Here is a 25,154-nt window from a genome sequence, read left to right as displayed (position 1 = left end):
AAGATGCACCTCTCAAATCCATCAAGAGTATACCATATTTGGCCGCGAGCAAAAAAATAACCGTTCCCCAAAACCTCGAAGAACGGTTAATGCGAACCCTAAAATTCGCGCTTTATTCAAAAGCCGGCAACACACTCTCGGAATAGTTATCCTCGAAGAACTTCTTCACTTCCGGGCTGGTCATCGCCTTGGCAAGCTTCTGGATCGGCTCGGAATCCACATTATCTTTACGAGCCACCAGCGTAATGGTGAAATCGGAGTCGTTGCCTTCGGTTACGAGAGCATCTTTCTTAGGGGTAAGCCCCAGCGGTTTCGCGTATGCTGGCGTCATGGCAACCATATCGACGTCGTCGAGCGTACGGGCCAGCATGAGCAGATCCACCTCGGTGAACTTGTATTGGTGCGGATTCTCCACAATATCCGCCTGCGTCGCTTTAATGCCAACGCCTTCCTTCAGTTTAATCAGGCCGTTCTTCTCGAACATCACCAGAGATCGGCCGATGTTGGAAGGGTCGTTAGCAATCGCGATCGTCGCACCGTCCGGAAGCTCTTCGATGGTCTTATATTTTTTGGAGTAAGCCCCAAACACGGCATTATAGATCGGCGTGACCGGAACCAATTCCGAGCCGTTGTTCGCATTGTATTCTTCCATGTACGGCACATGCTGGAAGAAGTTCGCATCTACCTCTTTATGAGCCAGCGCATTGTTCGGCTGCACATTATCGGACAGGATCCGGATATCCAGATTGATGCCTTCTTCCTTCAGCATCGGCTTCACCAGGTCAAGCACCTCCGTCATAGGTGGAATGAGCGTTGCGACTTTTAGCGTCACTTCTTCTTTCGCTTCGGGCGCCGCGTTCTCCGGGGTTTCGTCCTTGGCAGATTGCTGTCCGCAACCTGCCAGCACCAGCAAGAGGGTCAGCATCAGCAGCATTAATTTCTTATTCATCGTAGGTTACCTCCAGGTAAAAAATAATTGGTGTACATGCGTTCAAAAACATAATTAAACTTTTCTCTTATCCAGCAATCTGGATGCCAGGTTCCCGCCGAACTGAATCGACTGTACCAGAATGATCATAATGATGATCGTAAAGGACATAAGCTCTCCCTCAAATCGCTGGTACCCGTAGCGGATCGCGAAATCCCCGACGCCGCCCCCGCCCACGATTCCCATCACCGTGGAGTACGAGATAAAGCTGATCGTGGATGTTGTCAGCCCGAGTACAAGGCCCGATCGGGCCTCCACATACAGGAATTTGTATATCATCTGAAGTGTGGATGCCCCCATGGAAGCGGCAGCCTCCATCACTTCCTTCGGCACCTCCAGCAAGGATTGCTCGACCAGTCTTGAATAGTAAGCCACCGCAACGACGGATAAAGGCACCGCAGCGGCAAGCGTCCCGAGGGAAGTGCCGACAATCCACCTCGTGACCGGAATCATAATGACAACCAGAAGCAGGAACGGGAAGGAGCGTATGACGTTAACCAGGGCATTCAGAATGGAGAATAACAGGCGATTCTCATACTGCTGGCCTTTTCGGCACAAAAATAGAAGTGTTCCGACCGGAAGACCCAGTATTATGGCGGCAGCAATCGATATGCCCACCATGATGAACGTCTCGCCAATCGCCCGCCATATTTCATTCTGATATTGCAGAACGTAGGCAAAATAATCACTCAAATATGAAATGATGTCATTCATGGAACTAACAATCCCCCACTTTCCCTGCACCGTCCGTTGAAGATTCTGAACCCCGAGAAGCCTCTCCATCGCTTAGCTGATTACGGTACGTTCTGCTCAGACGCCCGTTCTCCATTACGGATACATGGTCGCAAATGCCGTTCACCACGTCCATCTCGTGGGAAACGATCACGATGGTTACCCCCAGCGTTCGGTTGATATGCCGGAGCACCTCCAGAATGTCCGCAGTTGTCTGCGGATCCAGGGATGAGGTCGGCTCATCACACAACAGGACGGTCGGCGAATTGGCTAACGCTCTGGCAATCGCTACCCGCTGCTTCTGCCCGCCGCTTAGCTGAGCGGGATACGACTTCGCTTTGTCCTCAAGCCCAACAAAACGCAGGACCTCCTGGACACGCTTCGCCCGCTGGGCCTTCGGTACCTTCGCCAGCTCAAGCGGCATCGACACATTGCCCCATACCGTCCGGTTGCTGACCAGCTGGAATAGCTGAAAGATCATGCCAATCGATCTTCTTGCCTCCCGAAGCTCCCTGCCGCCAAGCGAAGTCAGCTCCTGACCATTCACTACGACTCGGCCGGAATCCGGTCGCTCCAGTACATTCATGAGGCGCAGCAGCGTCGATTTCCCGGCTCCGCTCGTGCCGATGATGCCGTGTATGCTTCCCTCCTCAATATGAAGAGAGACAGTGTCTATCGCCTGATAACGGTCACTGCCATTGCCAAAGCTTTTACTGACCTCTTGCAGTGAGATCATCATAATCCCCCTCCTTGCACATGAAGAAAGCCCGCTTGGCTATACAGCCTGCGAGCATGTTATGCTGCAACAACTATTGAATCATACCACAATTTTGGACAAAATGTGACACCACTTATTCGCTGCCAGAAAGTGCAAGTTCTCAGGACAAATAAAGCTGATGCCCATACATGCCCGTTAACCGTTCTACCGCCTTATTCAGCAAACTCTCCTCAAAGCCCTCCAAGCCTTCGATGGCTTGGATTTTATCCGCTGGTGACATCTCCTTCTGAAGATGCAAGCTCCAGTTCACGATGGCCTGTACGGCATCCTCATGCTCGAACTGGCCGTAATAGATATGTGCTTTGTACAGATAACTGTCGGCATGCTCGGGAACCAGCTTCAGGACCTCGTCAAAAGCAGCCAATGCCGCATCCTCATCCTGATCCTTGTAATAGATCTGTCCCAGTCTGAAATAAGCGCCCGGATGACCCGGCGAAAGCTCCAGCACTTGCAGCGTATCTTCCTTCGCCTGTGCATAATCCGCCATCGTATAATAGATTCCACTTCGCAGGCTGTACAGGCTGCCTTGCCCCGGGTTCAAGCTGAGCCCTTGAGCGCAGTCCGCTAATCCCCGTTCCAGCTGTCCGGTCTCCACAAAGCAAACGGCACGAAATTCGTAAAATCTCGGATTCGACGGATGCGCCTGAATCGCCTGGGAATATGCGTCGATAGCGAGGTCCCACATACCCATCTCCTTATATATATGACCACTGGCCGCCAGATAAGTCGGATGCTCGGAGAAGGACTCCTCCTGCTTAACCGCTTCCTGCAGCTCAAGCAGCGCTTCCTCGTTGCGTCCTTGAAGATAGAGCACATAACTCAGCTTGTTGCGGATTTCAGTCCCATCCTGAAGAGCGGCTGCTTCCTTCAGCGCCTGCTCCGCAGATGGCAGATCATTCATCTCCATGTAAATATCGGCGCGCTGCACATAGTTGGGTGCATCATCATTTTCAAGCTTAAGCAGCTTGTCATTGATCGCCAGCGCCTCCTCCTGACGACCCAGCCGGTAGTAACAATCGGCCATCCAATAACAGGCCAGCGGGGAGTCCGGCTGTCTTGCATACAGTTTCGAAATCAGCTCGTAGGCTTGCTCTTCCAGGCCATCCTCGCGATAGATCCGAGCCAAGTCGAAATACGCACGGTAATCGTCCGGCTCCGCTTCAATGGCCCACTCCAAATCCGCTTTGGCTGCATTTTTGTTATCAGACCGGTTGAAGACCTCCGCTCTATTTAAGTAAAGCTCGTATGAATTCGGATACCGCTCGATGGCCTCCGATAAATAGTGTTCGGCCTGTCCCATGTCCCCAAGCTGCACGTACAGGTCTGCCATGGGCTTCCGAAAGGAATACGCCTCCCGCACTTGCCGCTGAAACGTCTGAAATGCGCCATAGCTGTAATTGGTGCTGTCTGCGAACAACGCATATCCGCCATCTGCTTCCGCCTCATACCGATCAGCCAGCTGGATCCCCTCCTGCAGCACACCCACGGCTTCCTGTACATGATCCATCAGATCCAGGGATACGGACAGCATGTAATAATACATCGGGATGGCGCGTTCCGGCTTCTCGATGCTTAAGCGAAAATAGTGCGCCGCCTCCGCCGGGTTGCCGCTCTCGTAAAAGGTCATGCCCAGCTCATAGTAAGTCGAAATAACCGTGCTGTCGTCCTCTCTCTTGATGCTTTCCTTCAGATCCCGGATCGCCTCATCATACTGGTTCAAATCCTTGTGGGCAATCCCCCGGGTATACCAATTCATATAATTGTCGGCATTCAATCGAATCGCTTCATTTAGATCCTCAATGGCCTCGCGCTCCCGGCTCAGCTCACGCAAAATATGAGCTCGCCGCTCATAAGCGCGATGGCTTCCGCTCGTATCGATCACGCGCCCCAAATAAGCTACGGCCTCTTCCGAATGGCCGCTGTTGTGCAGCAGTTCCGCATAGTGCAGCTTATCATTGAAACTGGTAATGGCACTTTCGCCTTTTCTCATATATTTAAGGGCTTGTTCAAAATCCCGCTTCTTCCTGTAATGGTTACCGATACGGAACCAGATCCGCTTCATCAACTTCATGGTGGCTCATCCTTTGTATGTAGATGTTATTCTTGGGCTCGTATAATTAGAGCAGAGGACTCCTTCCTCTCATCTCTATATTATACTTCCTCTATGTCCATTTGCACCCAAATTAAAGAGGAACCCTGCAGGCTCCTCTTTAGGTGTGTATCCTATTATATTGTACGAGGTTACCAAAAATGTCCAATCAAAAGGAATACATGCGTTATTTAGTGAAATGATTTGCTTTATTCTGCTTACGGACTTTTCCAGCATAGTATGCTGCTGCACCCAATGAAATTCCCCAGATCAGAAAGAGTGCGTACCAGAAGTATCCCCACACCGCCATGGGGCTTGCATCTTGAGTGGCATACATGGAGGCCGACTGAACTCGGCCGACCGCTAACAAATACTGCATGACGAAGTAAGTAAATCCCCATAATGACAACAAAACAGAACCGATGGCAGCAGGTATAATTAGCAACCATTTCGGTAAGCGTAACCCCCACGGTCTGGCGAAAGCAAGCGCGAATACGGCTGCCAATAAGGCCAGGGTACCCATTCCCCAGTAACCGATCACGTGCGTCCAAAATTCATCAGGCGCTTCCTGGAAATCCCCCGGGAATGCAAACCCGATGCCAAGTCCCCACCAATAATGGGGGAGGCCATACAGAACAGCGGCTATGCAAGCCGTATACCCGGCTTTTTTCATTCTTGAATTATTCATATCAATCACCTCAAGCTCATCATACTTAACGAAAAGAGCATTTAGATAACTTGAAGTTTAAGTTTCGTTTAAATATGCGGTGGAGCCTGCGCGACTTAGTTCAGTACACCTTATGAATCACATCTTCGAAATCGGGATCTTCCATATCGATATCATCCAGCTCGCCCCAGCGGCCCAGCTCTTTAAAAATATCAAGCGTGTTCATCTCGCGGCGGTTCACCTCAATGGTGACGGTATTGTCCAGCGTGCTTGTCACCCGAATTGGGACGGAAAGATCGCCTTCGCGTAAAGATTGATCGGGAATAACAAAAGGACCGCGGAAAGTGACGGTGATCACGGTAGGCAGCCCGATGGTGTCGCGTAAAGACTGTACCGTTCCATCATAAGACAGCTCGCCGTTATTAATGACCATCACCCGATTGCACAGCTGTTCGATATCATCCATGTCATGCGTCGTGAGCAGTATGGTTTTGCCGAATTGTTGGTTAATCAGCTTGAGAAAATGGCGGATATTCCGCTTGGCGTTCACGTCCAGCCCGATCGTCGGCTCATCCAGGAACAGCACGTCAGGATCATGCAGCATCGCAGCGGCGAGGTCGGCGCGCATGCGCTGCCCGAGCGACAGCTTACGCACAGGCGTTTCCCAGAACGCCTGTAAATCCAGCAGTTCAGCAAACTGACCGAGCCTGCGCTCCTTGTCCGTCTGATCCACGCTGTACATTTTAGCCAAAATATCGTAGGAATCCTTCACCGGCAAATCCCACCACAGCTGGCTCCGTTGACCGAATACGACGCCCAGATTGTTCACGACGCTGCGCCGTTCCTTGTGCGGATTCATGCCTCCGATGGATACATGACCCGAGGTCGGGTGGAGAATGCCGGTCAGCATTTTGATGGTTGTGGATTTCCCGGCCCCATTTGGTCCGATGTAACCGACGAATTCCCCCTGCTCCACTTGAAAGCTGATTCCCTTCACGGCTTCCTTCGTCCGGTATTCTCGCGTAAACAGGGTTCGCACACCGGAGAAGCGCCCCTCCTTCACAACCGGCGTTTTGAACTCCTTGCGAATGTTGTGGACTTCAATCATTGACGCGTTCCTCCTTTAGCTCCCTGTACTTTGATATTTGGTCAAACCAAATTGCCAGAATTTCAGACTTAAGAAAAGGCATAATAGAGCCGCTCCAGCCAACGCAGGCAGCACCCAGGCTCCGAGCTCGCCCCGCAGTATGTATAATGACGGGATGTAATTAACTAAACCGACCGGAACCACGATCAGCAGGATCGACGACATCCATTTGGGATACAGCGTGAGCGGATACTGGGCTGCTGTCCGGGCAGCGTCCTCCGTAATATTTTGAAGCTCGGTGATACGGGTCGTCCAAAAACCGAACGTTGCGGTAGCGAGTCCGATTGAGAACAGGATGACGGCCCCCGTGACGATAATATAAAGCGATTGCGGCACCGCGCTCCATCCAACTTGCCCTGCCGCCATCATGCCATGCAGCGACCACCAGAGCAGAAAACCGCCCTGCAGCACTTCCCCCAGCATAATCCGGAATTTCTGCGGCATGAGCGCCAGCAGTACCGGCATGGGACGGGTCAGCAACTGATCAAGCTCACCGTTAACCAGGTAGTGTTCAAGATGGTGCACTTCATCCGCAAACGTCCGGTAGAGCGTCTTCGATAAGGTCATCACGGCAAACAAATACCCGATTTCATGCATGGACCATCCCTGTATGGCCCCAAACTTGTAGAGCACGATAGCGACCATAAGGAATTCGGAAATCTGAATCAAGGCGGCGAGAAACGAAGCCAGGATAAAATTAAATTTGTACTGCATGCGGCTTTTGATGCTGGTACGGATCAGCAGCGCATACAGAGATAGCCAGGATCTTGTGGTCATCCTCCTTGCACCTCCACTTTCCGTCTCAGGAAGTCTGTTGCCAGAAGGCTAGCCAGCGTGAGCAGCACGCACCATAGGAGCGTACCCCATAGATAGGAAACGTCATCAAAACCCAGATAAATTCGAGTCGGCACATAGAGCAGATAAGGATACGGCGACCACCATGCCAGCGTCTGAAGCCAGCCTGGCAGCCATTCAATCGGAATGAAGAAGCCTGCAAGCAGATTGATCATCGCATGGTTGCCCCAATACAACCAAGACGATTCCGTTGTCCATAATGCGGATGCGCCGATGAGATAGTTGATGCAGATCGATAAGTAGGCGGCACCTGCAAGCGCAATGGCAACATAGAGGAAGGTAGATGCTTTTCCGGGTAAATGCAGCGAGAAGGCAAAGTAATACACCAGGTAGATCGGGATCGATTTATAAACGAATTGGTAGGCGATTTGCCCCCATTCCTTGGCCATCAAATGACTGAACAAGTGAACGGGACGCATCAAATCCAGAGAAATATGGCCGGTTCGCACGGCTTGGGGAATGCCGAGGCCATTCGTGACGAAACTGGAAACCCAGAGCGCAGCTTGCGTAAAGGCGATATAACCGACCATTCCCTGCGTTCCGTAATCTCCGAGCGCGTAGTCCGCACCGAGACCGATCCAGATACAGGCATACATGAAGCCGAACATCGCGCTGGCGATATTGTGCACCATGTGTGCGCCGCGGTACTGCAAATTGCGGGCATAGGCTTTGGAAGCCAATGTAAAATAAAGCATGAAGCACCTCCGATAAGCATTTTAGATGGCAGACCCATCCACTTCAGACAAGGCGAAAATGAGAGAAGGACAATAGCATACCAGAACGTTCCATTTCAGGCAAGGCTTTTTTCGGAAGGTAAATTGTGAAGGGATTCGGCATACAAAAAGGTCAACCAGAAGATTCTGGCTAACCTGATAGTACAAAAGAAGCCTTCTCCTCCCAGGCCAGTTTCGAAAGAAACCACCAAGGGAGTTTGAAGACTTCGTTGTTGGAGTATGAAATTGCTCCGACGTCATCATCATATACGCTGGTACACGTTGTCAGATCACGTCCCTATGCTTCATCGGCCCCTGAAACTCGCCGAAATACTCTATCAGGAAGGACTGGAACTCCCTGGCTGCCTTAGACAGATATCGCCGCTCCAGCCAAGCTACGGTGAAGGTGCGGTAGCAGGAAGGCTTCTCGATGCGCACCATCGCGAAGGACGGCTGTTCATCCCCTTTGCAACCGGGTACAAATGCCGCCCCAAGTCCGGCGGATACGAGGCTGGCCAAAGCTGCAGGTTCATCCACTTCACAGACGACATTCCGGCTAATCCCGGCCAAACGGCAGAACTCCTCGTTCATTTTTCGAAACGGGTGGCCTGCTTTGTATTCGATGAACGCTTCCCCCGCTACCTCCTGAAGGGTTATGCTGGTCCGTCCCGCCAATCGATGACCGTGAGGCACCGCCAAGAACACCTCGGCATGGAGGACCGGGATCTCCCGAATGTTGTCTTCATCCAATGCTGCTGCGGTAAAGCATAAATCGACCTCTCCGTTCTCCAACATCTGAACCATCTCCATCATCGCGTCGGGCGCAATCTGGACAATGCGGAAATTCACTTCAGGATACCGTGTGCGGAAAGCACCCAGTGCTCTGGACAGCCGGCTTAGCGCCGTCGTTGCAATACGTATGCTTCCCCTCTCCATACCTGCCAAATCCGACACCTCTCTCTTGCCTTCCTCAATGGCCGAAAGTGCCGTATCTACGCTTTTCAAAAAAGCCTTTCCGAATGAATTGAGCTTGATTTGGCGATTCTGCCGATCAAACAGTTGTACTCCCAAATCTTCCTCCAACCGGGCAATCGTCTTGCTGAGCGCAGGCTGGGCAATTCGAAGTTCCTTTGCAGCTTTGGTCATATGCTCCATTCTAGCCACCGTCTGAAAATAATGCAGCTGAAGCAGTTCCACGGTATCTTCCTCCTTTATTGATAACCTAAAGTATATGAATGCATGTCATAATATATATTTTTATTTATTAACTATCGATTGTAGAATAAATCGTAACCAAAGGAAAGGGGGAAATAACATGAACGAACATCAGCAACAACCACCATCGGCTGAAAAATTAATACGCATTCTGGCTTTTACAATGATTCTCTCATCGATGAGCGCAACCATGTTTAATATCGTACTTCCGGAAATCAGCAAGCAATTCCAGCTTTCCTTTGCCCAAGTCAGTTGGGTATCTTCGATTTACATGCTGATATATGCCATAGGCTCTGTCATATACGGAAAATTGGCTGACACCTATAAACTCAAAAATCTGCTCACCTTCGGTTTGCTCCTCTTCTTTGTCGGTTCCATTACAGGCTTATCGGCACAAGCCTACTGGATGGTCCTGCTGGGCCGGATACTTCAGGCTGCGGGGGCAGCCGTCATTCCGGCAACAGCCATGATCATACCCGTCCGTTACTTCCCGGCAGAAAGCCGGGGCCGCGCGCTTGGCATAACCGCTACCGGACTCGCGATCGGAAGCGCAATTGGGCCGGTGGTCTCGGCTTTGATCGTCAGTGTGTTCCACTGGAGATGGCTCTTCTTCATCCCGGTGTTGATCCTCGTCACCTTGCCCTTGTACCGCAAATATTTGGGCAATGAACAAGGCCAGGGGGGACGGATCGATTGGCTCGGTGGCGGTCTTCTGGCAGGGACGGTTGCGCTGCTGCTCCTTGCGGTGACACAGGGAAGCTGGATATATGGTTTAGGCAGCTTCATGCTGTTCCTGTTATTCCTCCTGCGCATTCGATCGGCTAAAGAGCCTTTTGTTCAGCCCCGTTTATTCAGCAACAAAAGCTACTCAGTCGGACTAATGCTCGCCATATTCATCGTGAGTGTCGGTTACGCCCTGCCCTTTCTAACTCCACAGCTGTTGGCGAATATTAACGGTTTGGCTCCGGGGTGGATCGGATTTGTCATGGTGCCGGGAGCCATCGTCACGGCCATGCTTGGCGGAAGAGGCGGCAAGCTCGCGGATACCAAGGGAACACGTTATCTATTCTATATAGCGTCCACCCTGCTTCTGGTCTGTTTCGCTCTGTTGTCCACCTTCGCGGGCATATCGCCATTCCTCATTGCGCTGTTTCTGATCTTCGGCAATGTGGGGCAAATGTTTATGCAAATCTCGCTCTCCAAGACGATTTCCTTGTTGCTGCCCAAAGAACAAACCGGCGTCGGTATGGGATTGTTCTCTCTGCTCAACTTCCTGTCAGGTGCGATCGCCACAGGGGTATACGGCAAAGCCGTCGATCTTGGCGCCGGAAGTTCCTGGAATCCGCTGAATCTGTTCCAGGGAGCCTCCACCTACAGCAACATCTATATCGTCCTGTTTGCCTTACAAGCTGGAGTTCTCCTGCTGTTTATGCTGCAATTTGGCAGAGCGGGACAGCGTAAGCTGCAGGTTCAAACCCCAGTTTCTAAGTAAGGAGAGAACAACAGATTAACCAGGTCAATAGAAAAACCACCGGAGTAACAATAGGCTTCTTCAAGCCTCTCCGGTGGTTTTGATTCTATTTTAATGCATGTTCCAATATGGCATGATGTCCTCAACAGACAACCATAGTCTATGCCGGGTAACCTCATTGCGGAAACCGCGGCTGCAAGTGATGCTGGACGTTGATGGTACACTCCTCTACCTTGGCACTGGTGCAATATTACATAGCCGCTCGTTTCAACTGGCCGTAATACAGGTCGCTGTAGAACCCTCCCTGCTTCAGCAGTTCATCATGAGAGCCTTGTTCCAGCAGGTGCCCATCCTTCAGCACCAGGATGCGGTCCGCCGAGCGGATCGTATTTAGACGATGGGCAATCACGAAGCTCGTCCTTCCCTTCATTAACCGCTGCAATCCTTCCTGGATCTTGATCTCCGTTACCGTATCGATGCTGCTTGTCGCTTCATCCAGCACCAGCATGGAAGGGTTGGCCAGAATCGCCCTCGCGATCGCAAGCAACTGCTTCTGGCCTTGGCTGATGCCGCTGCCGTCAGGCTTGAGTTTCTTGTCATAACCGTCCTTCATCCGCACGATAAACGAGTGGGCATTGGCCAGCTTCGCGGCTTCTTCCACTTCCTCATCGGTGGCATCCAGCCGTCCGAAGCGGATATTCTCACGGATCGTGCCCTGGAAAAGGAAGGAATCCTGCAGCACAAAAGCCATCTGCGAGCGCAGGCTCTCCCTGCGAATCGAAGAAATATCCCGCCCGTCGAGGGTTATGCTTCCACTGTCCGGATCGTAGAACCGGGATAGAAGCTGAATTAAGGTGGTTTTCCCTGCACCGGTCGGACCGACCAGCGCAATCATCTCGCCGGGTTTCGCTTCAAAGCTGATTCCTTCCAGCGTGTCTCCGTCTTTTTCATAAGAAAACGATACGTTGTCGAACTTCACCGCACCCTCCACGCTTTTCAGCGTGACAGCAGCCCCTTCATCCTTCGCTTCAACCTCTTCATCCAGCACTTCGAATACGCGTTCCGCACCCGCGATGGCTGACAGCAGCGTATTCCATTGGTTCGCCAGATCGTTCAGCGGTCTCGTAAACTGTCGCGCGTAACTCTCAAATATAATGATGACGCCGATCGTAATATGTCCCTGGATCGCCATGATGCCGCCAATTCCCGCTACGATCGCAAAGCTCAAGTTGTTGAGCCCGTTCATCAGTTTCGGAATAAAGCCTGAGATGCTCTGCGCCCAGAAGCCCGAAAGGCGAATCCGTTGATTGCGCTCATCGAATTCGCGGACAACCCGTTCTTCCTGGGAAAAAGCCTTAATGATCCGCTGTCCTGACAGCGTTTCTTCAATATACCCGTTCAGATCCCCCAGGTTGCGTTGACGCTCTTTGAACAAGGGGCCTGTCCGTCGGGTGATCCAGCGCATCCCCATCATCATCAGCGGCACAACCAGGAAGGTCAGTAGCGTAAGCAGCGGGCTAAGCCATAACATGACGGATAATGTACCGATTAAGGTCAGCGCGCTCGAGAAGATTTGAATGGCTGAGCTGTTCAGCGTTGAGCTCACGTTCTCGATATCGTTCGTCAGACGGCTCATGATCTCACCCTGTTGGCGCTTGCCATAGAACGGTATCGGGAGCCTGTGCAGATGCGTGAACAGATCCATCCGCATCCGGTACACCGTTTCTTGAGCGATGCCGATCATCCAGACGTTGTGCAGCCAGGTGGTTAAAGCCTGAAGGACATAGACGGCGGCCAGGCCAACGAGAAAATACAACCAGGCCGAGTCGATGGAGCTGTCCGGATTACGCACATCATCCAGAAATTTGTCCACCCCGACGCCGAGCAGATAGGGACCGAGCAGCGCCAGGCCCGAACTGAACATCACCATCAGCAGTACAAGTGCGAGCTTCCCTTTGCGGCGGGCAAGATAAGCCCATATTCTGGAGAGGGTAGCCGACCAGTTTTTGGCCTTGGCTTTTGGCTTACCGCCCTTGCCGCCATCCTTATTGTTGCCAAGATCGATCTTCGGTCTTGGATGACGAAACGGTTCAGTGAATGCCTTGAGCATGCTGCTGCGCCTCCTCTCCGTATTGGGATTCATAGATGCGTCGATAAAGAGCGGAACTTTCCATCAAAGCGTCGTGGTTCCCTTTTCCAATCAAACGCCCATCATCCAGCAGCAGAATCAAATCAGCCGAAGTGGTCGAGCTGATCTTCTGCGTGATCAAAAACGTCGTGCAGGACAAATCCTTCAGGGCATCCAGCAGGGCACCTTCCGTACGGACGTCAAGGGCGCTGGTGCTGTCGTCCAGAATAAGGATGGCGGGCTTTCGTACAAGTGCTCGTGCAATGGACAAGCGCTGCTTCTGCCCGCCGGACAAGTTGACTCCCCGCTGGCCCAGCATCGTGTCATAGCCCTTAGGCAAATGCTCGATGGTATCATGGATTTGGGCTCTGCGCGCCGCTTCTTTAATTTCCTCCATGGAAGCATCCTCGCGTCCCCAGGCAATGTTCTCCCGGACCGTACCGGAGAAGAGCAGCACTTCCTGCGGCACATAACCGATGCTGCTGCGCAGATTCACCTCATCGATCGATCCGGCATCCATTCCGTCTACGAGCACGGTCCCCTTCTCTTCCTCGTAAAGCCGTGGAATCAGCTGTACTAACGAAGATTTGCCGGAACCTGTTGCTCCCATAATCGCGATCCGCTCTCCGGGCCTCGCTTCAAAGGAAATATCCGTCAGCACGTCGATGTCGCTGCCCGGGTAGCTGAAGCTCACTTGCTCGAACTTCACGCCCCCTTGAATTTCAACCTTTTTATTTTTATCCTTGCCCGCGCTTGCTGCATCCTCTTCGGTCTTTAACACTTCCTGCGTCCGCTGGGCGGAAGCGCGTCCCCGGGAGAAGGCAACGACAACCCAAGACAGGGCGGACATGGCGCCAATACAGCGGAGGGAATAATTGACTACCGCAACCACTTCGCCGACGCTGGCACTGCCGGACGCGATGTCTTTGCGGCCAAACCACAGGACCGCCATAATCCCGGCATTCATAATGAGAAGTATAAACGGCATCGTTGTCTCCGTTAACCGCAAGGTCGAGACGGTGGTGCTCATCAGCTTGCCCGAGGTACGGGCAAAGCGTTCAATCTCGTGACCCATGCGCACGAATACGCGAATCAACCGAATCCCGGTCAAATTCTCCTGGATGACGCCGTTTACCGCATCCAGTCGCTGCTGTACATTGCGGAACGCATCCGCTGCCCGCTTCATAATCCAAGCGATAAAAATAAACAACAACGGCACAGTAAGGACAAGCAGCATGCCCAGCTTCACATTCACGACCAATGCCATGATAATGCTTCCCAGCACAACTAGCGGAACACGCGTCATAAACCGTAAACCCATGAACACCGTATCCTGAATCTGGGTGACGTCACCCGTAAGTCTGGTAATCAATGATGAGGTAGCAAACCGGTTAAAAATCGAATAGGAGAAGGACTGCACCTTTTCATACAGCTGATCACGCAGATCATAGCCGAGTCCCTGACTCGTATGCGCCGCAAAAAAAGAGCTGGATATCCCCGCTATAAAGGCAATAATAGCGCTTCCAGTTAAAACGGCTCCCCACATCCATACGACGGACAAATCCTGTTTCTGAATGCCGTCGTCAATGATTTTAGAGATGAGCAGCGGCTGAATCAGCTCAACGGTGAGCTCAATCAGCATCATGACCAGTGCCGCAATCGCTGCTACGCGGTACTTTTTCAAGATCGAGAAGACCATTCCCATATGCATTCCTCCGAGGCTGAAGACCTTTATCATGTTCTATCATCAATTACCCACTGGTCTTCATGTAGTAGCAATATTAGTTCGTACAAGAGCTGGATATGTCTATTATAATATATTTTCTCCTATAACTTACCGGCTGATTAAAAATATCACAGGAATTCACATTTCAAAACGCAATGGTTGACATGTGTAGGGAGCTGTACACCGGAGATGAAAAAGAGAGCCTATTCTTCAGGATTGTCTCCTCTCGAATAGGGCTCTCTTGTTGAAACATATATCTATTCCACTGATTTCAGCGCTTCAATCATATCAATCCGCTTCAGTTTGTAATGCATGGAGGCCATGACAATGGCCGAGAACAACAGTGTCAGCAGTGCCGCATAGCCGTAACTGATTCCATGGATGGCGGGACTGAACATCATCGCGTCCACTTCCGCGGTCAGGAGAACGAACCGGTGCAGGAACACGCCTCCCAGACTGCCCGCTATGATCCCCAGCACGGTCAGAATCATATTTTCGCGATAAATGTACATGGTTACTTCCTTATCATAGAAGCCAAGCACCTTGATCGTTGACAGCTCCCGTATCCGCTCAGATACGTTAATATTCGTCAGATTGTACAGGACGACAAACGCGAGCGCTGCTGCAGATACAATCAGGACAACCACCACGACGTTCATGCTGTCCATCGTATCACTAAAGGCATTGCTTACTCCACTCGTGAAGCTGACCATCGCCACCCGCTGGCTTGCGGTTAACGTTTCTCCAAGCTGGTCCTCCCACTCCGGATCGTGATTGTTGTTGTCATACGTCAGCAATTGACTGTTCACTTCCGGCGCTGCATCAAAAATCTCTTTGTAATACAGCGGCGTCATATAGACGTAATGCAAGGCATAGTTCTCCGTTATCCCGGCTACACGTATCTCATAAGGATCGTTGTCGCTGTTCTGGACGGTGAAAGTACTGCCGATCTTGAGATCAAACAGCTTGGCGAGCTTCTCGGTAATGATCGCACCGTCATCCGTCAGTGACAGTGTCTTCTCTTGCCCACGGGATTTCAGGACGATAAAGGAATCGATCTCCTCCGGCGATTGCGGCACGAACAAACTCACATCCTGGGCGTTCACCCCGGGGGCGGTCGCGGTCATCGCCTCTTGGGTCACATTCAAAATCCCCGTAATCTCCGGCGTATCCGCAATGCGCTTGTTATAATCCTCCAGCATGCTGCTATCGCCGTTATCGTCTTGAAATACAACCGTCGCTTGATGCTGCATGATCTTTCCGTATTGCAGCGGCGCGATATCCCCGATGGAATCCTTGAGACCGAAACCGGTCAGAATCAGAGCCGTGCAACCGGCAACGCCGCAGACAGTCATAAACATCCGCTGCTTGTAGCGGAACAGATTGCGGGCGGTTACTTTTCCAATAAAACCGAGTCGGTTCCACATCCAAGGCACTCGCTCCAGCCATATGCGGGATCCGTTCTTAGGCGCTCTTGGACGCATCAGGACCGAAGCGTTGCTTCGAAGTTCCACTCGTGTTGCCACATAAGCTGTCATGGTCGTACAGAGCACAGCCACGACAATCGAGATAATGCTGTAGCTGAGATAAAAACGGGTTCGCACATCCGGCAGATTATATAAAGCGCCGTAAGCATCATAGATAATCGCAGGAAACAAGGTGAAGCCGATAGCCAGTCCGGCTGCTGAGGCCGCAACACTGGCCAGCGTCGAATAGACCAGAAATTTTTTCATCACATCCCGGTTGCTGTATCCAAGTGCTTTCAAGGTTCCGATCTGCAGCCGCTGCTCCTCAACCATCCGAGTCATCGTTGTCAGGCTGACGAGGGCGGCGATCAGGAAAAAGAACACCGGGAATGCCGTTGCAATGGAAGATAAGCGGTCTGCATTATCGCTGTACTCGGTATACCCCGGATTGACGCTGCGGTCCATAACGTAGACTTTGGGCAGCTCGAGCTGATCCAGCTCCTTCTGTCCCTCAGCCACTTCCTTCTCGCCATCCGCGATTTCCCGTTCAGCTTTTACTTTTTCTTCATTAAATTTCTTTAGGCCCTCCTGGTACTCCTCCTGCCCTTCGCTAAGCTCCGCTTTCGCATCCGCGAGCTTGGCTTCCCCTGCCTGTTTAGCCGCAGCAAGCTCCTCCGTTCCTTGCTTCAACGAAGCTTCACCCTGCACAAGCTGACGCTCAGCTTCCCGAAGTTTGGCTTGTCCTTCTTTCAGCTCTGCTCGGCTTGCATGCAGCTTCTGCTGAGCGTTATCCAGTTGCAGGGAAGCTTCGTTTAAACCGCTCTGGAACGCAGAAGCAGCCTTTTGCAAAGCAGCGCCATCCAATGCGCCTCCCATGAAACCCGCAGTAGCTGCTCCTAGTTTCGGATCGGCCGCCTGAGCCGCCGAGAGCAGTTCTTTCCTCTGCTCTTCCGGTATGCCCTCCGGATCTAAACCGGAGATTTGCTGCAGCGCCTTCGCTAATTGCTGTCCTTGTGCCAGCTTCGGTGCCAGCTCCGACTTTTGTTGATCCAGTTGACTTTGACCCATCTTAAGCTGGGATTGTCCTTGCTCCAACTGCTGCCGATTCCGCTTCAGCTCCGCTCTGCCTTGGGCAAGCTTTTTGGCCGCGGAATCCAGCTTGGCTTGCCCCTGGTCCAGCTCGGTTTGAAGCTTGTTGACGCCATCGCGGTAGGATTGCTCGCCTTCATTCAGCTTGACCTTCGCATCATTTAACTTCTGCTCCGCATCGGCCAGCTGTTTCTTGGCATCCTCGATTTTGTCCATGGCCTCATCCAGCTTCTTCTGACCGTTGACACGAATCTCTGTCAGCCGCTCCTGCGGCATGGTCTCCAGTGCCAGTTCTACCGCTTCTTTGTGCCGTTTGATCTTCTCGTCATACTCAGGCGTATAGGGAGCTGATTCAGCTGTGTCTTGAAAGGTCAGGTAGGCTTCCGTATATACAGATAGTTTAAAGTCCTTCTCCGGTATAACGGCGAACACATCCGCTGTCCCCTTGCCGATGCCGCTCGTTCCCCGGCTCATGCTGCTGATGAACAGCGGACTCTTCGCCCTTCCCACAACCGTGTAAGTTAGGTGGTCAAACTTTTTCTTGAGGTTGACTTCCTGATTCGGATTGGTAAAGGTAATCTGATCCCCCAGTTTAAATTCATTTCCGCGGTCTCCTGCGTCGATGACGATTTCCCCTGTGGCCTCCGGCATTCGGCCTTCTGTAAGCACATATTGATTCAGATTATTTCCTGGGTCATAGGAGAGGACCTTCGCGATCCGCCCGCTGTCACCGAGGAATACGTCTGTACTATAGCCAGGTTGAACCTCATCCACTCCGGCAACCAACTTCAGCTTCTCGATATCGCTTTGTTCGAGACCCAAGGTGGACTGAACCTTAAGATCCATCAGCTTTAAATCGCTATAGTAGTGATCCGCGGTGTCCAGCATATCTGGACCCGTGGCTTTGATCCCCGCAAAAAAACCGACGCCGAGCATAATAATGGCAAAAATGGACAGAAACCGAGCTTTTGTCCGCGATATTTCCCGGAAAATATCAGTCCACAGCGCTCTTTTCTTCATGATATGTATCTCCCTACCACTCGATGTTGTCTACAGAAACGGGGGTCGGATTCAAAATCATATTCCGAACCTTGGCATTGTTGATCTCGATGACCCGATCCGCCATCGGCGTCAGGGCAGAATTATGCGTAATGACGATAACCGTCGTTCCGGTATGGCGGCAGGTGTCTTGGAGCAGCTTCAGCACCTGCTTTCCGGTATGGTAATCAAGCGCACCCGTGGGTTCATCGCAGAGAAGCAGCTTCGGCTGCTTGGCGAGTGCTCTGGCAATCGCTACCCGCTGCTGTTCCCCGCCGGACAGCTGTGCCGGAAAATTGTTCAGACGATTACCAAGGCCGACATCCCGTAGTACTTGTTCGGCGTCCAAAGCCCGGGGAGAAATCTGCGAAGCCAGTTCCACATTTTCTTTGGTCGTCAGATTGGGAACCAGGTTATAAAATTGAAACACAAATCCGACGTCATTGCGCCGATAGCCGGTCAACTCCTTGCTGTTAAACCTGGCAATATCCGTTCCATCCACCAGCACTTGTCCCTCATCCGCGGTATCCATGCCGCCCAATATATTCAGCACCGTGGATTTGCCTGCGCCGCTGGGACCGACAATGATCGCAAACTCGCCTTTTTCGATCTCCAGGTTGATTCCATCATTGGCTACAATGGTGGTCTCTCCCATCCGGTAGCGCTTATATTCATCCTTCATGCTCACAAAAGCCATGTTACTCCACTCCCAACTCATGGTTGCAATATCGGCTTGAATCGTTATGTAAACTTATGTAACCCAAATGGAGGCTTAACCGGAGATCTTGCCGTAGGGCTGTTCACCGTGTATTGATACGTCCTTCGACATCTGCCGCAATCATTGTGCTATGCCTCGTATCAGTGCATTTTCCGTTGTTAGATTCCTTGTTATAACGTTCATTCAGTGAGATCGTCCTTTAATCCAGTGTAGCATAAACAAATCGGCCAAAGAAAACGCAGCAGCCCCCGCGATGGCAATGTCACAGAATGTTCCAAATTCGAAATAGCCCGAGCAGCACAAAAAAAAGCGCTTCTTCACCTGCGAAGAAGCGCTTCTCTGATGGATTTAAAGTCAATCGATATGTCCGGTCAACTCCGCTGCCGGGATATCCTTGCCCTCGACCCAATCCCTGAACGAAAAATCAAGCGCACTGCCCTGAGCAAGCGAAGTCATGACTCTTCCTTCTTCGAAGGCGTACGAAAAGGTATGCAGCGTTCCGAACAAATCGTCGTAATCCGTAAAAAACAACGGGGACTCTCGCTCCTTAAACAAACCGAATGCTTCGATTTGGGTCAACTGTGTGGCATTCAGGCCATCGATGTAACGTTTACGCCCAAGGGAATGCTCGATGGAAGGCCTGTTCTTACCCGTCAACGCTTCGTAATGGTTAACGCAGGCGATTGCCGCCTCCCCGCCCGCACGGGTAATGACTTGATCCGGACTTGCTTCGACAACGGCCATGTTCCCTCGTGCATCTCCTATTGAAAAGTTATAGCAAGCCGCATGGGGAATATGGCGCAGCATATAAGACACTTCTTCTACGGTAGCGCATGATTCCAATATCATCCGAACGCCGACCCATGGCGACAGGCCCGTCCGGTATCCGTCAAAGCTCACAAAGTGCAGCCCGGCGGCAAGTCCCTTTTCATTAACCCCGTCATGCCGACCTATGGCCTGCAAATTATAACCTACGGTCGCCAAACCTTGTTCGGGTTGAGCCGCGGTAAAATAACCATCGTAAAACGCAGGCGTAAAATCGTAATTTCTTACGTAATACGAAGGGGTAATCATCGCCGAACAGCCCATGGCCGCGATTTTTGGAACATCGTATCCCCCTAGGAGAGCGGCGGCTTTGGGAAACGGCATTTCCAAGCCTTCCGCCAGTCCTTCAAGCTCCGATAGCAGCTGCGGGGCAAACTCGTTATAGATGCTCTTCAACTGTTCCGTATCGATCTCCGGTTTGGTGGCTGCTTCAAAAGTTTTTAATATCGGTTGATTTCGCAGGCTGCGACCCAGCTTAAGCCCGTTATAATAGTTATCTTCTCTAAGCTGCATGATGTGTACCGTGTAATCCGGCATTTTAACCCCTCCACCCCGGCGATTTCCATATGGGAATATATCCCTTATCCGATTATAAATGCAATTCATCCATCTTCCAATAAAAAGCTCCGACCCGGCTTGTTTACATGCTAGGAAGGAGCAGATTATTATACGCGGGGCAATTGTTCAAATACTTGAACGTATTGCTCATATTTTACGGACCAGGCCTCTTTGCGCGACTCCAGCGTCCTGCCATCCAGGAGAGCCCCAATGACGTCCAGACATACGTCCCAACCGGCAATATCCTTCGGTGTATGATCCGTAATTTTCGTTATCATCTCGATCAATACCAGACGACAGCCTTCGGCCTCGGGATGCAGCTCAAAACGCACCCGGTCCTCTCCCCACGTATACTCCAATACCGATAACTCCCGATAGTCCGTAATTTCAAATTCTTCGAACGTTCCGTCCTGCATATCAAATGTAATTCTGCCGCCTTGGCGCAAATCTTCCACTTTAAGCTCCGAGAACCATTGAGTCAGCTTGTCATTATCCGTCAGATAGGACCACACCTTCTCCACTGAATGCTTCAGGCGGCGTTCAAATCGGACGGTCGTTCCGAACTCGTCTTGCTGTACAACTGCCAGCATTTTTCATCCTCCTCAAGAATGTATTATTCAACATGGGTTCTTTCAATCAAATTACATTCCGATGTTCAAGGAGCTTCATCCTCATCCAGCAGTCTCTCCAGATCATCCAGCTTGTTCGTCCAGAATTGACGATAAGGCTCCAGCCAGTCATGGATTTCCTCCAGAGGCTTGGCATTCAGGCTGTACACATGCCTTTGAGCCTCTTTCCGCAGAGAGACTAGACCAGCCTCCCTCAAGATGCGCAAATGCTTTGATACGCCGGGTTGACTGAGCTGCACGAGATCTACCATCTCGCCCACCGTGTACTCTTTTACGCGCAGGTGGTCCAATATCATCCTGCGGTTCGGTTCTGCCAATACTTCAAAAAGGTTATCGTTCAACATGTTCATTATATTACTACACAGTTATATTTCTGTAAAGTTATATAAAAACAACACGATCTTTGAACAAACATAACACCTTCCTTATATTGAACCTATCCGCCGCTGCTCCCTCACGCCTGCCATCCCGAGAATCCCGCCGACTGGAAGTACTCGATGATTTTTATCCATCCCCGGTGGCTGGGTGCCCCCCTTCGGACTTTGATTCCAATTCCCATCAACCCCATATGCCCATCCTGCATCCGAAATATCAAAACGAACGATCCCGGCATCTTATCCATTCCTGCAGGACACTGCTTTCAATAAAGGGAAGAAACAGCAAACTTCTGCTGTTTCTTCCCTTCTTTATGATCAGATACTAAAAAATATTTTTGCATTGCCGATGTTATAGTTGAAACTTTATTCAAGGCCAATGCGTCATATTGTAGAGGAAAATAATAACAAAGCTAAATTTCAGGAGGTTGAGTGTGTGAAAAGAATATGGACTGCCTTGCTAGCAGCTATACTGTTAATCCCCATGACATTCCAATCGCAGGCACAGGCGGCAGTGAACATCAGCGTCTTGATTGACGGAGTCAAGCTGTATACGCCTCAAGCACCTATCATGATCCAAGGACGCGTCATGCTTCCGATGAGATCCATCTTCGAAGCCTTGGATGCATCGGTCAAGTGGAATCAAAAAACGAAAACCGTCACAGCCACCAAGAATGGCACAACCGTCATTCTAAAAATTAACTCCAAGACGGCCACCATCAATAACAAGACGGTAGCGCTGGATGTTCCGGCGAAAAACTTAAAAGGAAATACCATGGTTCCAGTGCGCTTCGTAAGTGAAGCCCTCGGCCAAAAAATCGGCTGGAATTCCAAAACGAAAACGGTCACCGTCAAAACAACGAACAATTCAGGCGGCGGTGGAAATAATACTGGTATCGTACCGGTGAATTATGTGACCCTTCGGGACATCGGCAACGCCGGCGACGGCCGCGATCTGCAGGTCAGCTTCTCCAAATCGTCGACCGAATCATTAATTTCGCATTACCGCGTGATGATTGTGAAGCAGTCCAAGACGTTAAACCAATCAGAGGCACAGCGCGTGTCCTCCGCAGCTTACACAACGGTATACCCGTCCGGCTCGGATCAGACTCTGACCCTCACGTCGGGTTCAAGGGATGTGGATAATGATCTTATCCGCGATAACCAGTCTTATAAAGCTTACGTATTGGCAGTTAGCAACACAGGCGGCACATATGCCCTTTCCTCGGCTTCTCCGTCGTTGACGCTGACCAACACCAATTCGGTGAACGGAGCAACCAACGTGAAGGCAAGCGATGTGAGCGACTACGGCGATGGCCGTGATCTGCAGGTCAGCTTCACACGTGCCCAGAACGAGAACAATGTAACCAACTATCGCGTATTTGCGGTAAAAACGAAGGATATTGCCAACTTTAATCTGGCGGCAGCCAAATCCGTCCCAAGCCAGAATTATACGACGGTGAGCAAAACCAGTACGACGAATACAACGCTGTCCACGACGCTGAGTTCTTCTGCTCGCGATACTTCAAACGAGCTCATCCGCAGCGGTGTCGCTTACACTGTGTTTGTCCTATCTGTCAGCAGCAACGAGAGTGTGCTTGCAAGCAACCTGTCTTCAGGTTCGTCTTCCATCACGCTCAACATGGGAACCGCAACGGTTCCATCCATTACGCAAGTGACGGATATCAGCGATTATGGTGATGGCCGCGACCTTCGGGTAAGCTTTAACAAGGTATCCAACGAATCCAACATTCACTCTTATCGCGTGTTTGTCGTAAAGGACAGCAATTACAGCAGCTTCAACTTGAGCAAAGCCAATGCTGTGTCCAGCTACAACTACACCCAAGTCAACAAAACCGGGAATAACATCAACAACTTGACGCTGGCGTCGGGTGCTAGAGACGTAGACGGAGCAACGATTCGCAACGGTGTGTACTATCGCGTATTCGTCATGGCCGTGGACTACAATAACTCCAATAACAACGTGCTGTCCGCTCCATCGAGCTCCATCATCTTGAGTTCCAGCACCAATCTGGGCGCAGTTACCAATCTGTCCGTCACTGACGTGAACAACTACAATGACGGACGCGATCTGCAGGTGTCATTCACCCAGCCGTCTGATCGTTCTAACATCAGCTATTACCAGGTATTCGTTGTAAAATCATCTGATAGTTATTTTGATCTGAATAGAGCCAATAACTTAAACAACAGCAATTATTACACTCAAATCAATAAGAACAACAGCAGCAACTACATTACTCAAACCCTGAATTCCAACAGCCGTGATATCGATGGAGAGCTGATTCGAAATGGTGTCAGCTATCGTGTATATGTCCTGTCCGTAGGATATTCGGGCAATAACAATGCATTATCCAATTACTCATCGATTACGCTTGGAAACAACAATCAGGGCAATGTAAACCCTGTTTCCACGCCAACCTTGTCCATTGTCGGCAATAATGGTAACGGAAGCGACCTAAGAGTCTCCTTCAATCCAGCAAATGGTGAAAACTTCATCGACTATTATCGGATTCTCGTTGTGAAGTCCTCCAAGAGCCTGACTGTGTCCCAAGCTTATGACAACGGGAATTATACCACGGTTAACAAAACCGGCAGAACTATCACTCGAGATTTGACCAACACGACCAAGGATTCTGATGGGGATCTCATTCAAAGAGGTTCAAGCTACCGGGTGTATGTCTTGTCGGTAGGCTACTCGAATTACGGCAAAGCACTTTCATCCGTCTCTCGTGACGTAACAATACAAGGCGTGACTGAAGTTGGTAAGGCTACGAACGTTACGGCAGCTGATGTGAGCGATAATAATAACGCAAGCGACTTGAAAGTATCGTTTACCAAGGCTGCAAATGAAACCAACATTAAGGAATACCGGATCATGGTCGTGAAACAAGCTAACGCTGGTAACTTTAATGTAGCTCAAGCTAACAATGTATCTTACTTCGACAGAGTACCGATCGGCTCCAATTTTGAGGACGTTCTGAGATCTGGAACAAGAGATGTTAACAATGAGACAATTCGCAATATGGTGGATTATCAAGTATTCGTATTGTCCGTAAGCAACAATGGTTCAATAAGCAATGCCCTGTCGGCACCATCTGCACCGATTAAGCTTACGGGTAGCGCTGTAACGGTTCCTTCGGACGTGTATGCCGGGATTGAAAGCACCAACGGCAACAGCAGCGACATTGTTGTCAAATTTAATCCTTCCTCAGGAAGTGTTAAAGAATATCGAATCATGGTCGTACCGAGCAACCAAAGTTTCGGACTGGACGACGCCAACAAAGTCACCAAGGAACAATTGTATACGAAGGTATCGCCATCTCCTAACAGAATCGAGCACAAATTGTCCGCAGGTTTAGCGGACGTCAACGGTGCAGCTATCGTAACTGGTACTAAATATAGGGTTTACATCCTTGCTGTAGCTGATGGCACTGTTTCTACCAACAACAGCATCTCCAATTCTTCTTCGGAGTTCGAAATCCCGAACCCGACCCGGACAACGGGCGTTACAGCCAAGCTGGATGCAAGCGGGAAGCTTCAAGTCGATTTCAAGAAGGCGATCGATGAGCGCAACATTACGGCATACCGCCTGTTGTTTGTAGAGAAAGACAACATCAAGAACTTCGATCTTAAAGCTGCAACGGCAGCCGCTGCGAAAGAGGATAAGAACGCAACAATAAAACCCGATGGCAAAGATATCTCGACTCTGATTGATATCCCTGCTAAAGATGCCTTCGGAAAAGACATACAAGACAATACGGAATACGCCGTTTATGTCTTGTCCGTACTGTCCAAAGATAAGAAAATCGCTTCGAGTGCTCAATCCGTAACACCTTTATCCGAAGCATCCAAAACGCTTGTTTTAATTAAAAAGCCTTAGTCGAAGGTAGAATAACATTCTATAACATAAGAGCTGTTCCTCCTGTC

At 50.7% G+C, this 25,154-nt stretch carries 18 protein-coding genes; 2 read left to right on the top strand and 16 right to left on the bottom strand.

What is annotated here, in order from left to right; all coding sequences use genetic code 11:
• Window positions 1-112 precede the first annotated feature (112 nt).
• The 9 genes from NYE54_RS07495 to NYE54_RS07455 all read right to left on the bottom strand — a co-directional run bounded on the left by NYE54_RS07495 (window position 113) and on the right by NYE54_RS07455 (window position 9,166).
• Window positions 113-949: a MetQ/NlpA family ABC transporter substrate-binding protein gene (locus tag NYE54_RS07495; protein WP_339271223.1), complete on the bottom strand. Its 837-nt coding sequence runs from the start codon at window positions 947-949 to the stop codon at window positions 113-115.
• Window positions 950-1,003: 54 nt separating this feature from the next.
• Window positions 1,004-1,702: a methionine ABC transporter permease gene (locus tag NYE54_RS07490; protein WP_076322978.1), complete on the bottom strand. Its 699-nt coding sequence runs from the start codon at window positions 1,700-1,702 to the stop codon at window positions 1,004-1,006.
• Between the two features lie 4 nt (window positions 1,703-1,706).
• Window positions 1,707-2,456, bottom strand: coding sequence for a methionine ABC transporter ATP-binding protein (locus tag NYE54_RS07485; protein ID WP_339273420.1), 750 nt, complete (start codon window positions 2,454-2,456; stop codon window positions 1,707-1,709).
• 142 nt (window positions 2,457-2,598) lie between these two features.
• Window positions 2,599-4,569 carry a tetratricopeptide repeat protein gene (locus NYE54_RS07480; RefSeq protein WP_339271220.1) on the bottom strand — a complete coding sequence of 657 codons (1,971 nt, stop codon included), beginning with the start codon at window positions 4,567-4,569 and terminating at the stop codon, window positions 2,599-2,601.
• Between the two features lie 205 nt (window positions 4,570-4,774).
• The gene (locus NYE54_RS07475; RefSeq protein WP_339271218.1) at window positions 4,775-5,275 is read right to left on the bottom strand and encodes a DUF3995 domain-containing protein; all 501 of its coding nucleotides are present in this window, start codon (window positions 5,273-5,275) and stop codon (window positions 4,775-4,777) included.
• 100 nt (window positions 5,276-5,375) lie between these two features.
• Window positions 5,376-6,362 (bottom strand): ATP-binding cassette domain-containing protein, encoded by a 987-nt coding sequence (locus NYE54_RS07470; RefSeq protein ID WP_339271216.1) that lies wholly within the window; start codon window positions 6,360-6,362, stop codon window positions 5,376-5,378.
• Window positions 6,363-6,377: 15 nt separating this feature from the next.
• Window positions 6,378-7,178 carry an ABC-2 family transporter protein gene (locus NYE54_RS07465; RefSeq protein WP_339271214.1) on the bottom strand — a complete coding sequence of 267 codons (801 nt, stop codon included), beginning with the start codon at window positions 7,176-7,178 and terminating at the stop codon, window positions 6,378-6,380.
• Window positions 7,175-7,951, bottom strand: coding sequence for an ABC-2 family transporter protein (locus NYE54_RS07460; RefSeq protein WP_339271212.1), 777 nt, complete (start codon window positions 7,949-7,951; stop codon window positions 7,175-7,177). Before NYE54_RS07460 ends, NYE54_RS07465 begins: the two co-directional genes overlap by 4 nt.
• Window positions 7,952-8,254: 303 nt before the next feature.
• Window positions 8,255-9,166, bottom strand: coding sequence for a LysR family transcriptional regulator (locus NYE54_RS07455; protein ID WP_339271211.1), 912 nt, complete (start codon window positions 9,164-9,166; stop codon window positions 8,255-8,257).
• A 118-nt stretch (window positions 9,167-9,284) separates the two neighbouring features.
• Here NYE54_RS07455 and NYE54_RS07450 point away from each other — a divergent pair, with 118 nt between their 5' ends.
• A complete protein-coding gene (locus NYE54_RS07450) occupies window positions 9,285-10,676 on the top strand; it encodes an MFS transporter (protein ID WP_339271209.1) in 1,392 nt (463 codons plus the stop codon).
• Between the two features lie 229 nt (window positions 10,677-10,905).
• On the opposite strand, the gene NYE54_RS07445 is transcribed toward NYE54_RS07450, so the two are convergent.
• The 7 genes from NYE54_RS07445 to NYE54_RS07415 form a co-directional block, all read right to left on the bottom strand.
• Window positions 10,906-12,765 carry an ABC transporter ATP-binding protein gene (locus NYE54_RS07445; RefSeq protein WP_339271207.1) on the bottom strand — a complete coding sequence of 620 codons (1,860 nt, stop codon included), beginning with the start codon at window positions 12,763-12,765 and terminating at the stop codon, window positions 10,906-10,908.
• The gene (locus NYE54_RS07440; RefSeq protein ID WP_339271205.1) at window positions 12,746-14,488 is read right to left on the bottom strand and encodes an ABC transporter ATP-binding protein; all 1,743 of its coding nucleotides are present in this window, start codon (window positions 14,486-14,488) and stop codon (window positions 12,746-12,748) included. The genes NYE54_RS07445 and NYE54_RS07440 overlap by 20 nt, the downstream gene beginning before the upstream one ends.
• Window positions 14,489-14,766: 278 nt before the next feature.
• Window positions 14,767-18,084, bottom strand: coding sequence for an FtsX-like permease family protein (locus NYE54_RS07435; protein WP_339271203.1), 3,318 nt, complete (start codon window positions 18,082-18,084; stop codon window positions 14,767-14,769).
• 13 nt (window positions 18,085-18,097) lie between these two features.
• Entirely contained in the window at window positions 18,098-18,799 is a 702-nt protein-coding gene (locus NYE54_RS07430; protein ID WP_339271201.1) for an ABC transporter ATP-binding protein, read from the bottom strand.
• Between the two features lie 375 nt (window positions 18,800-19,174).
• Window positions 19,175-20,182 (bottom strand): C45 family peptidase, encoded by a 1,008-nt coding sequence (locus NYE54_RS07425; RefSeq protein WP_339271199.1) that lies wholly within the window; start codon window positions 20,180-20,182, stop codon window positions 19,175-19,177.
• A 128-nt stretch (window positions 20,183-20,310) separates the two neighbouring features.
• Complete coding sequence (locus NYE54_RS07420; protein WP_339271197.1) at window positions 20,311-20,793, bottom strand: SRPBCC family protein; 483 nt, start codon at window positions 20,791-20,793, stop codon at window positions 20,311-20,313.
• Between the two features lie 65 nt (window positions 20,794-20,858).
• Window positions 20,859-21,182 (bottom strand): metalloregulator ArsR/SmtB family transcription factor, encoded by a 324-nt coding sequence (locus NYE54_RS07415; RefSeq protein ID WP_339271195.1) that lies wholly within the window; start codon window positions 21,180-21,182, stop codon window positions 20,859-20,861.
• Window positions 21,183-21,642: 460 nt separating this feature from the next.
• Here NYE54_RS07415 and NYE54_RS07410 point away from each other — a divergent pair, with 460 nt between their 5' ends.
• A complete protein-coding gene (locus NYE54_RS07410; RefSeq protein WP_339271193.1) occupies window positions 21,643-25,107 on the top strand; it encodes a copper amine oxidase N-terminal domain-containing protein in 3,465 nt (1,154 codons plus the stop codon).
• Window positions 25,108-25,154: the final 47 nt, after the last annotated feature.

This window comes from Paenibacillus sp. FSL K6-1330 (genome assembly GCF_037976825.1).
GTDB lineage: Bacteria > Bacillota > Bacilli > Paenibacillales > Paenibacillaceae > Paenibacillus_AQ.
Note: the sequence above shows the minus strand (reverse complement) of the source record. Positions and strands in the feature narration are given on the sequence as shown.

Coding starts and splice junctions, on each gene's coding strand:
- NYE54_RS07495 (WP_339271223.1), bottom strand. CDS start 949: ATGAATAAGAAATTAATGCTGCTGATGCTGACCCTCTTGCTGGTGCTG.
- NYE54_RS07490 (WP_076322978.1), bottom strand. CDS start 1,702: ATGAATGACATCATTTCATATTTGAGTGATTATTTTGCCTACGTTCTG.
- NYE54_RS07485 (WP_339273420.1), bottom strand. CDS start 2,456: ATGATCTCACTGCAAGAGGTCAGTAAAAGCTTTGGCAATGGCAGTGAC.
- NYE54_RS07480 (WP_339271220.1), bottom strand. CDS start 4,569: ATGAAGTTGATGAAGCGGATCTGGTTCCGTATCGGTAACCATTACAGG.
- NYE54_RS07475 (WP_339271218.1), bottom strand. CDS start 5,275: ATGAATAATTCAAGAATGAAAAAAGCCGGGTATACGGCTTGCATAGCC.
- NYE54_RS07470 (WP_339271216.1), bottom strand. CDS start 6,362: ATGATTGAAGTCCACAACATTCGCAAGGAGTTCAAAACGCCGGTTGTG.
- NYE54_RS07465 (WP_339271214.1), bottom strand. CDS start 7,178: ATGACCACAAGATCCTGGCTATCTCTGTATGCGCTGCTGATCCGTACC.
- NYE54_RS07460 (WP_339271212.1), bottom strand. CDS start 7,951: ATGCTTTATTTTACATTGGCTTCCAAAGCCTATGCCCGCAATTTGCAG.
- NYE54_RS07450 (WP_339271209.1), top strand. CDS start 9,285: ATGAACGAACATCAGCAACAACCACCATCGGCTGAAAAATTAATACGC.
- NYE54_RS07445 (WP_339271207.1), bottom strand. CDS start 12,765: ATGCTCAAGGCATTCACTGAACCGTTTCGTCATCCAAGACCGAAGATC.
- NYE54_RS07440 (WP_339271205.1), bottom strand. CDS start 14,488: ATGGGAATGGTCTTCTCGATCTTGAAAAAGTACCGCGTAGCAGCGATT.
- NYE54_RS07435 (WP_339271203.1), bottom strand. CDS start 18,084: ATGAAGAAAAGAGCGCTGTGGACTGATATTTTCCGGGAAATATCGCGG.
- NYE54_RS07430 (WP_339271201.1), bottom strand. CDS start 18,799: ATGGCTTTTGTGAGCATGAAGGATGAATATAAGCGCTACCGGATGGGA.
- NYE54_RS07425 (WP_339271199.1), bottom strand. CDS start 20,182: ATGCCGGATTACACGGTACACATCATGCAGCTTAGAGAAGATAACTAT.
- NYE54_RS07420 (WP_339271197.1), bottom strand. CDS start 20,793: ATGCTGGCAGTTGTACAGCAAGACGAGTTCGGAACGACCGTCCGATTT.
- NYE54_RS07415 (WP_339271195.1), bottom strand. CDS start 21,182: ATGAACATGTTGAACGATAACCTTTTTGAAGTATTGGCAGAACCGAAC.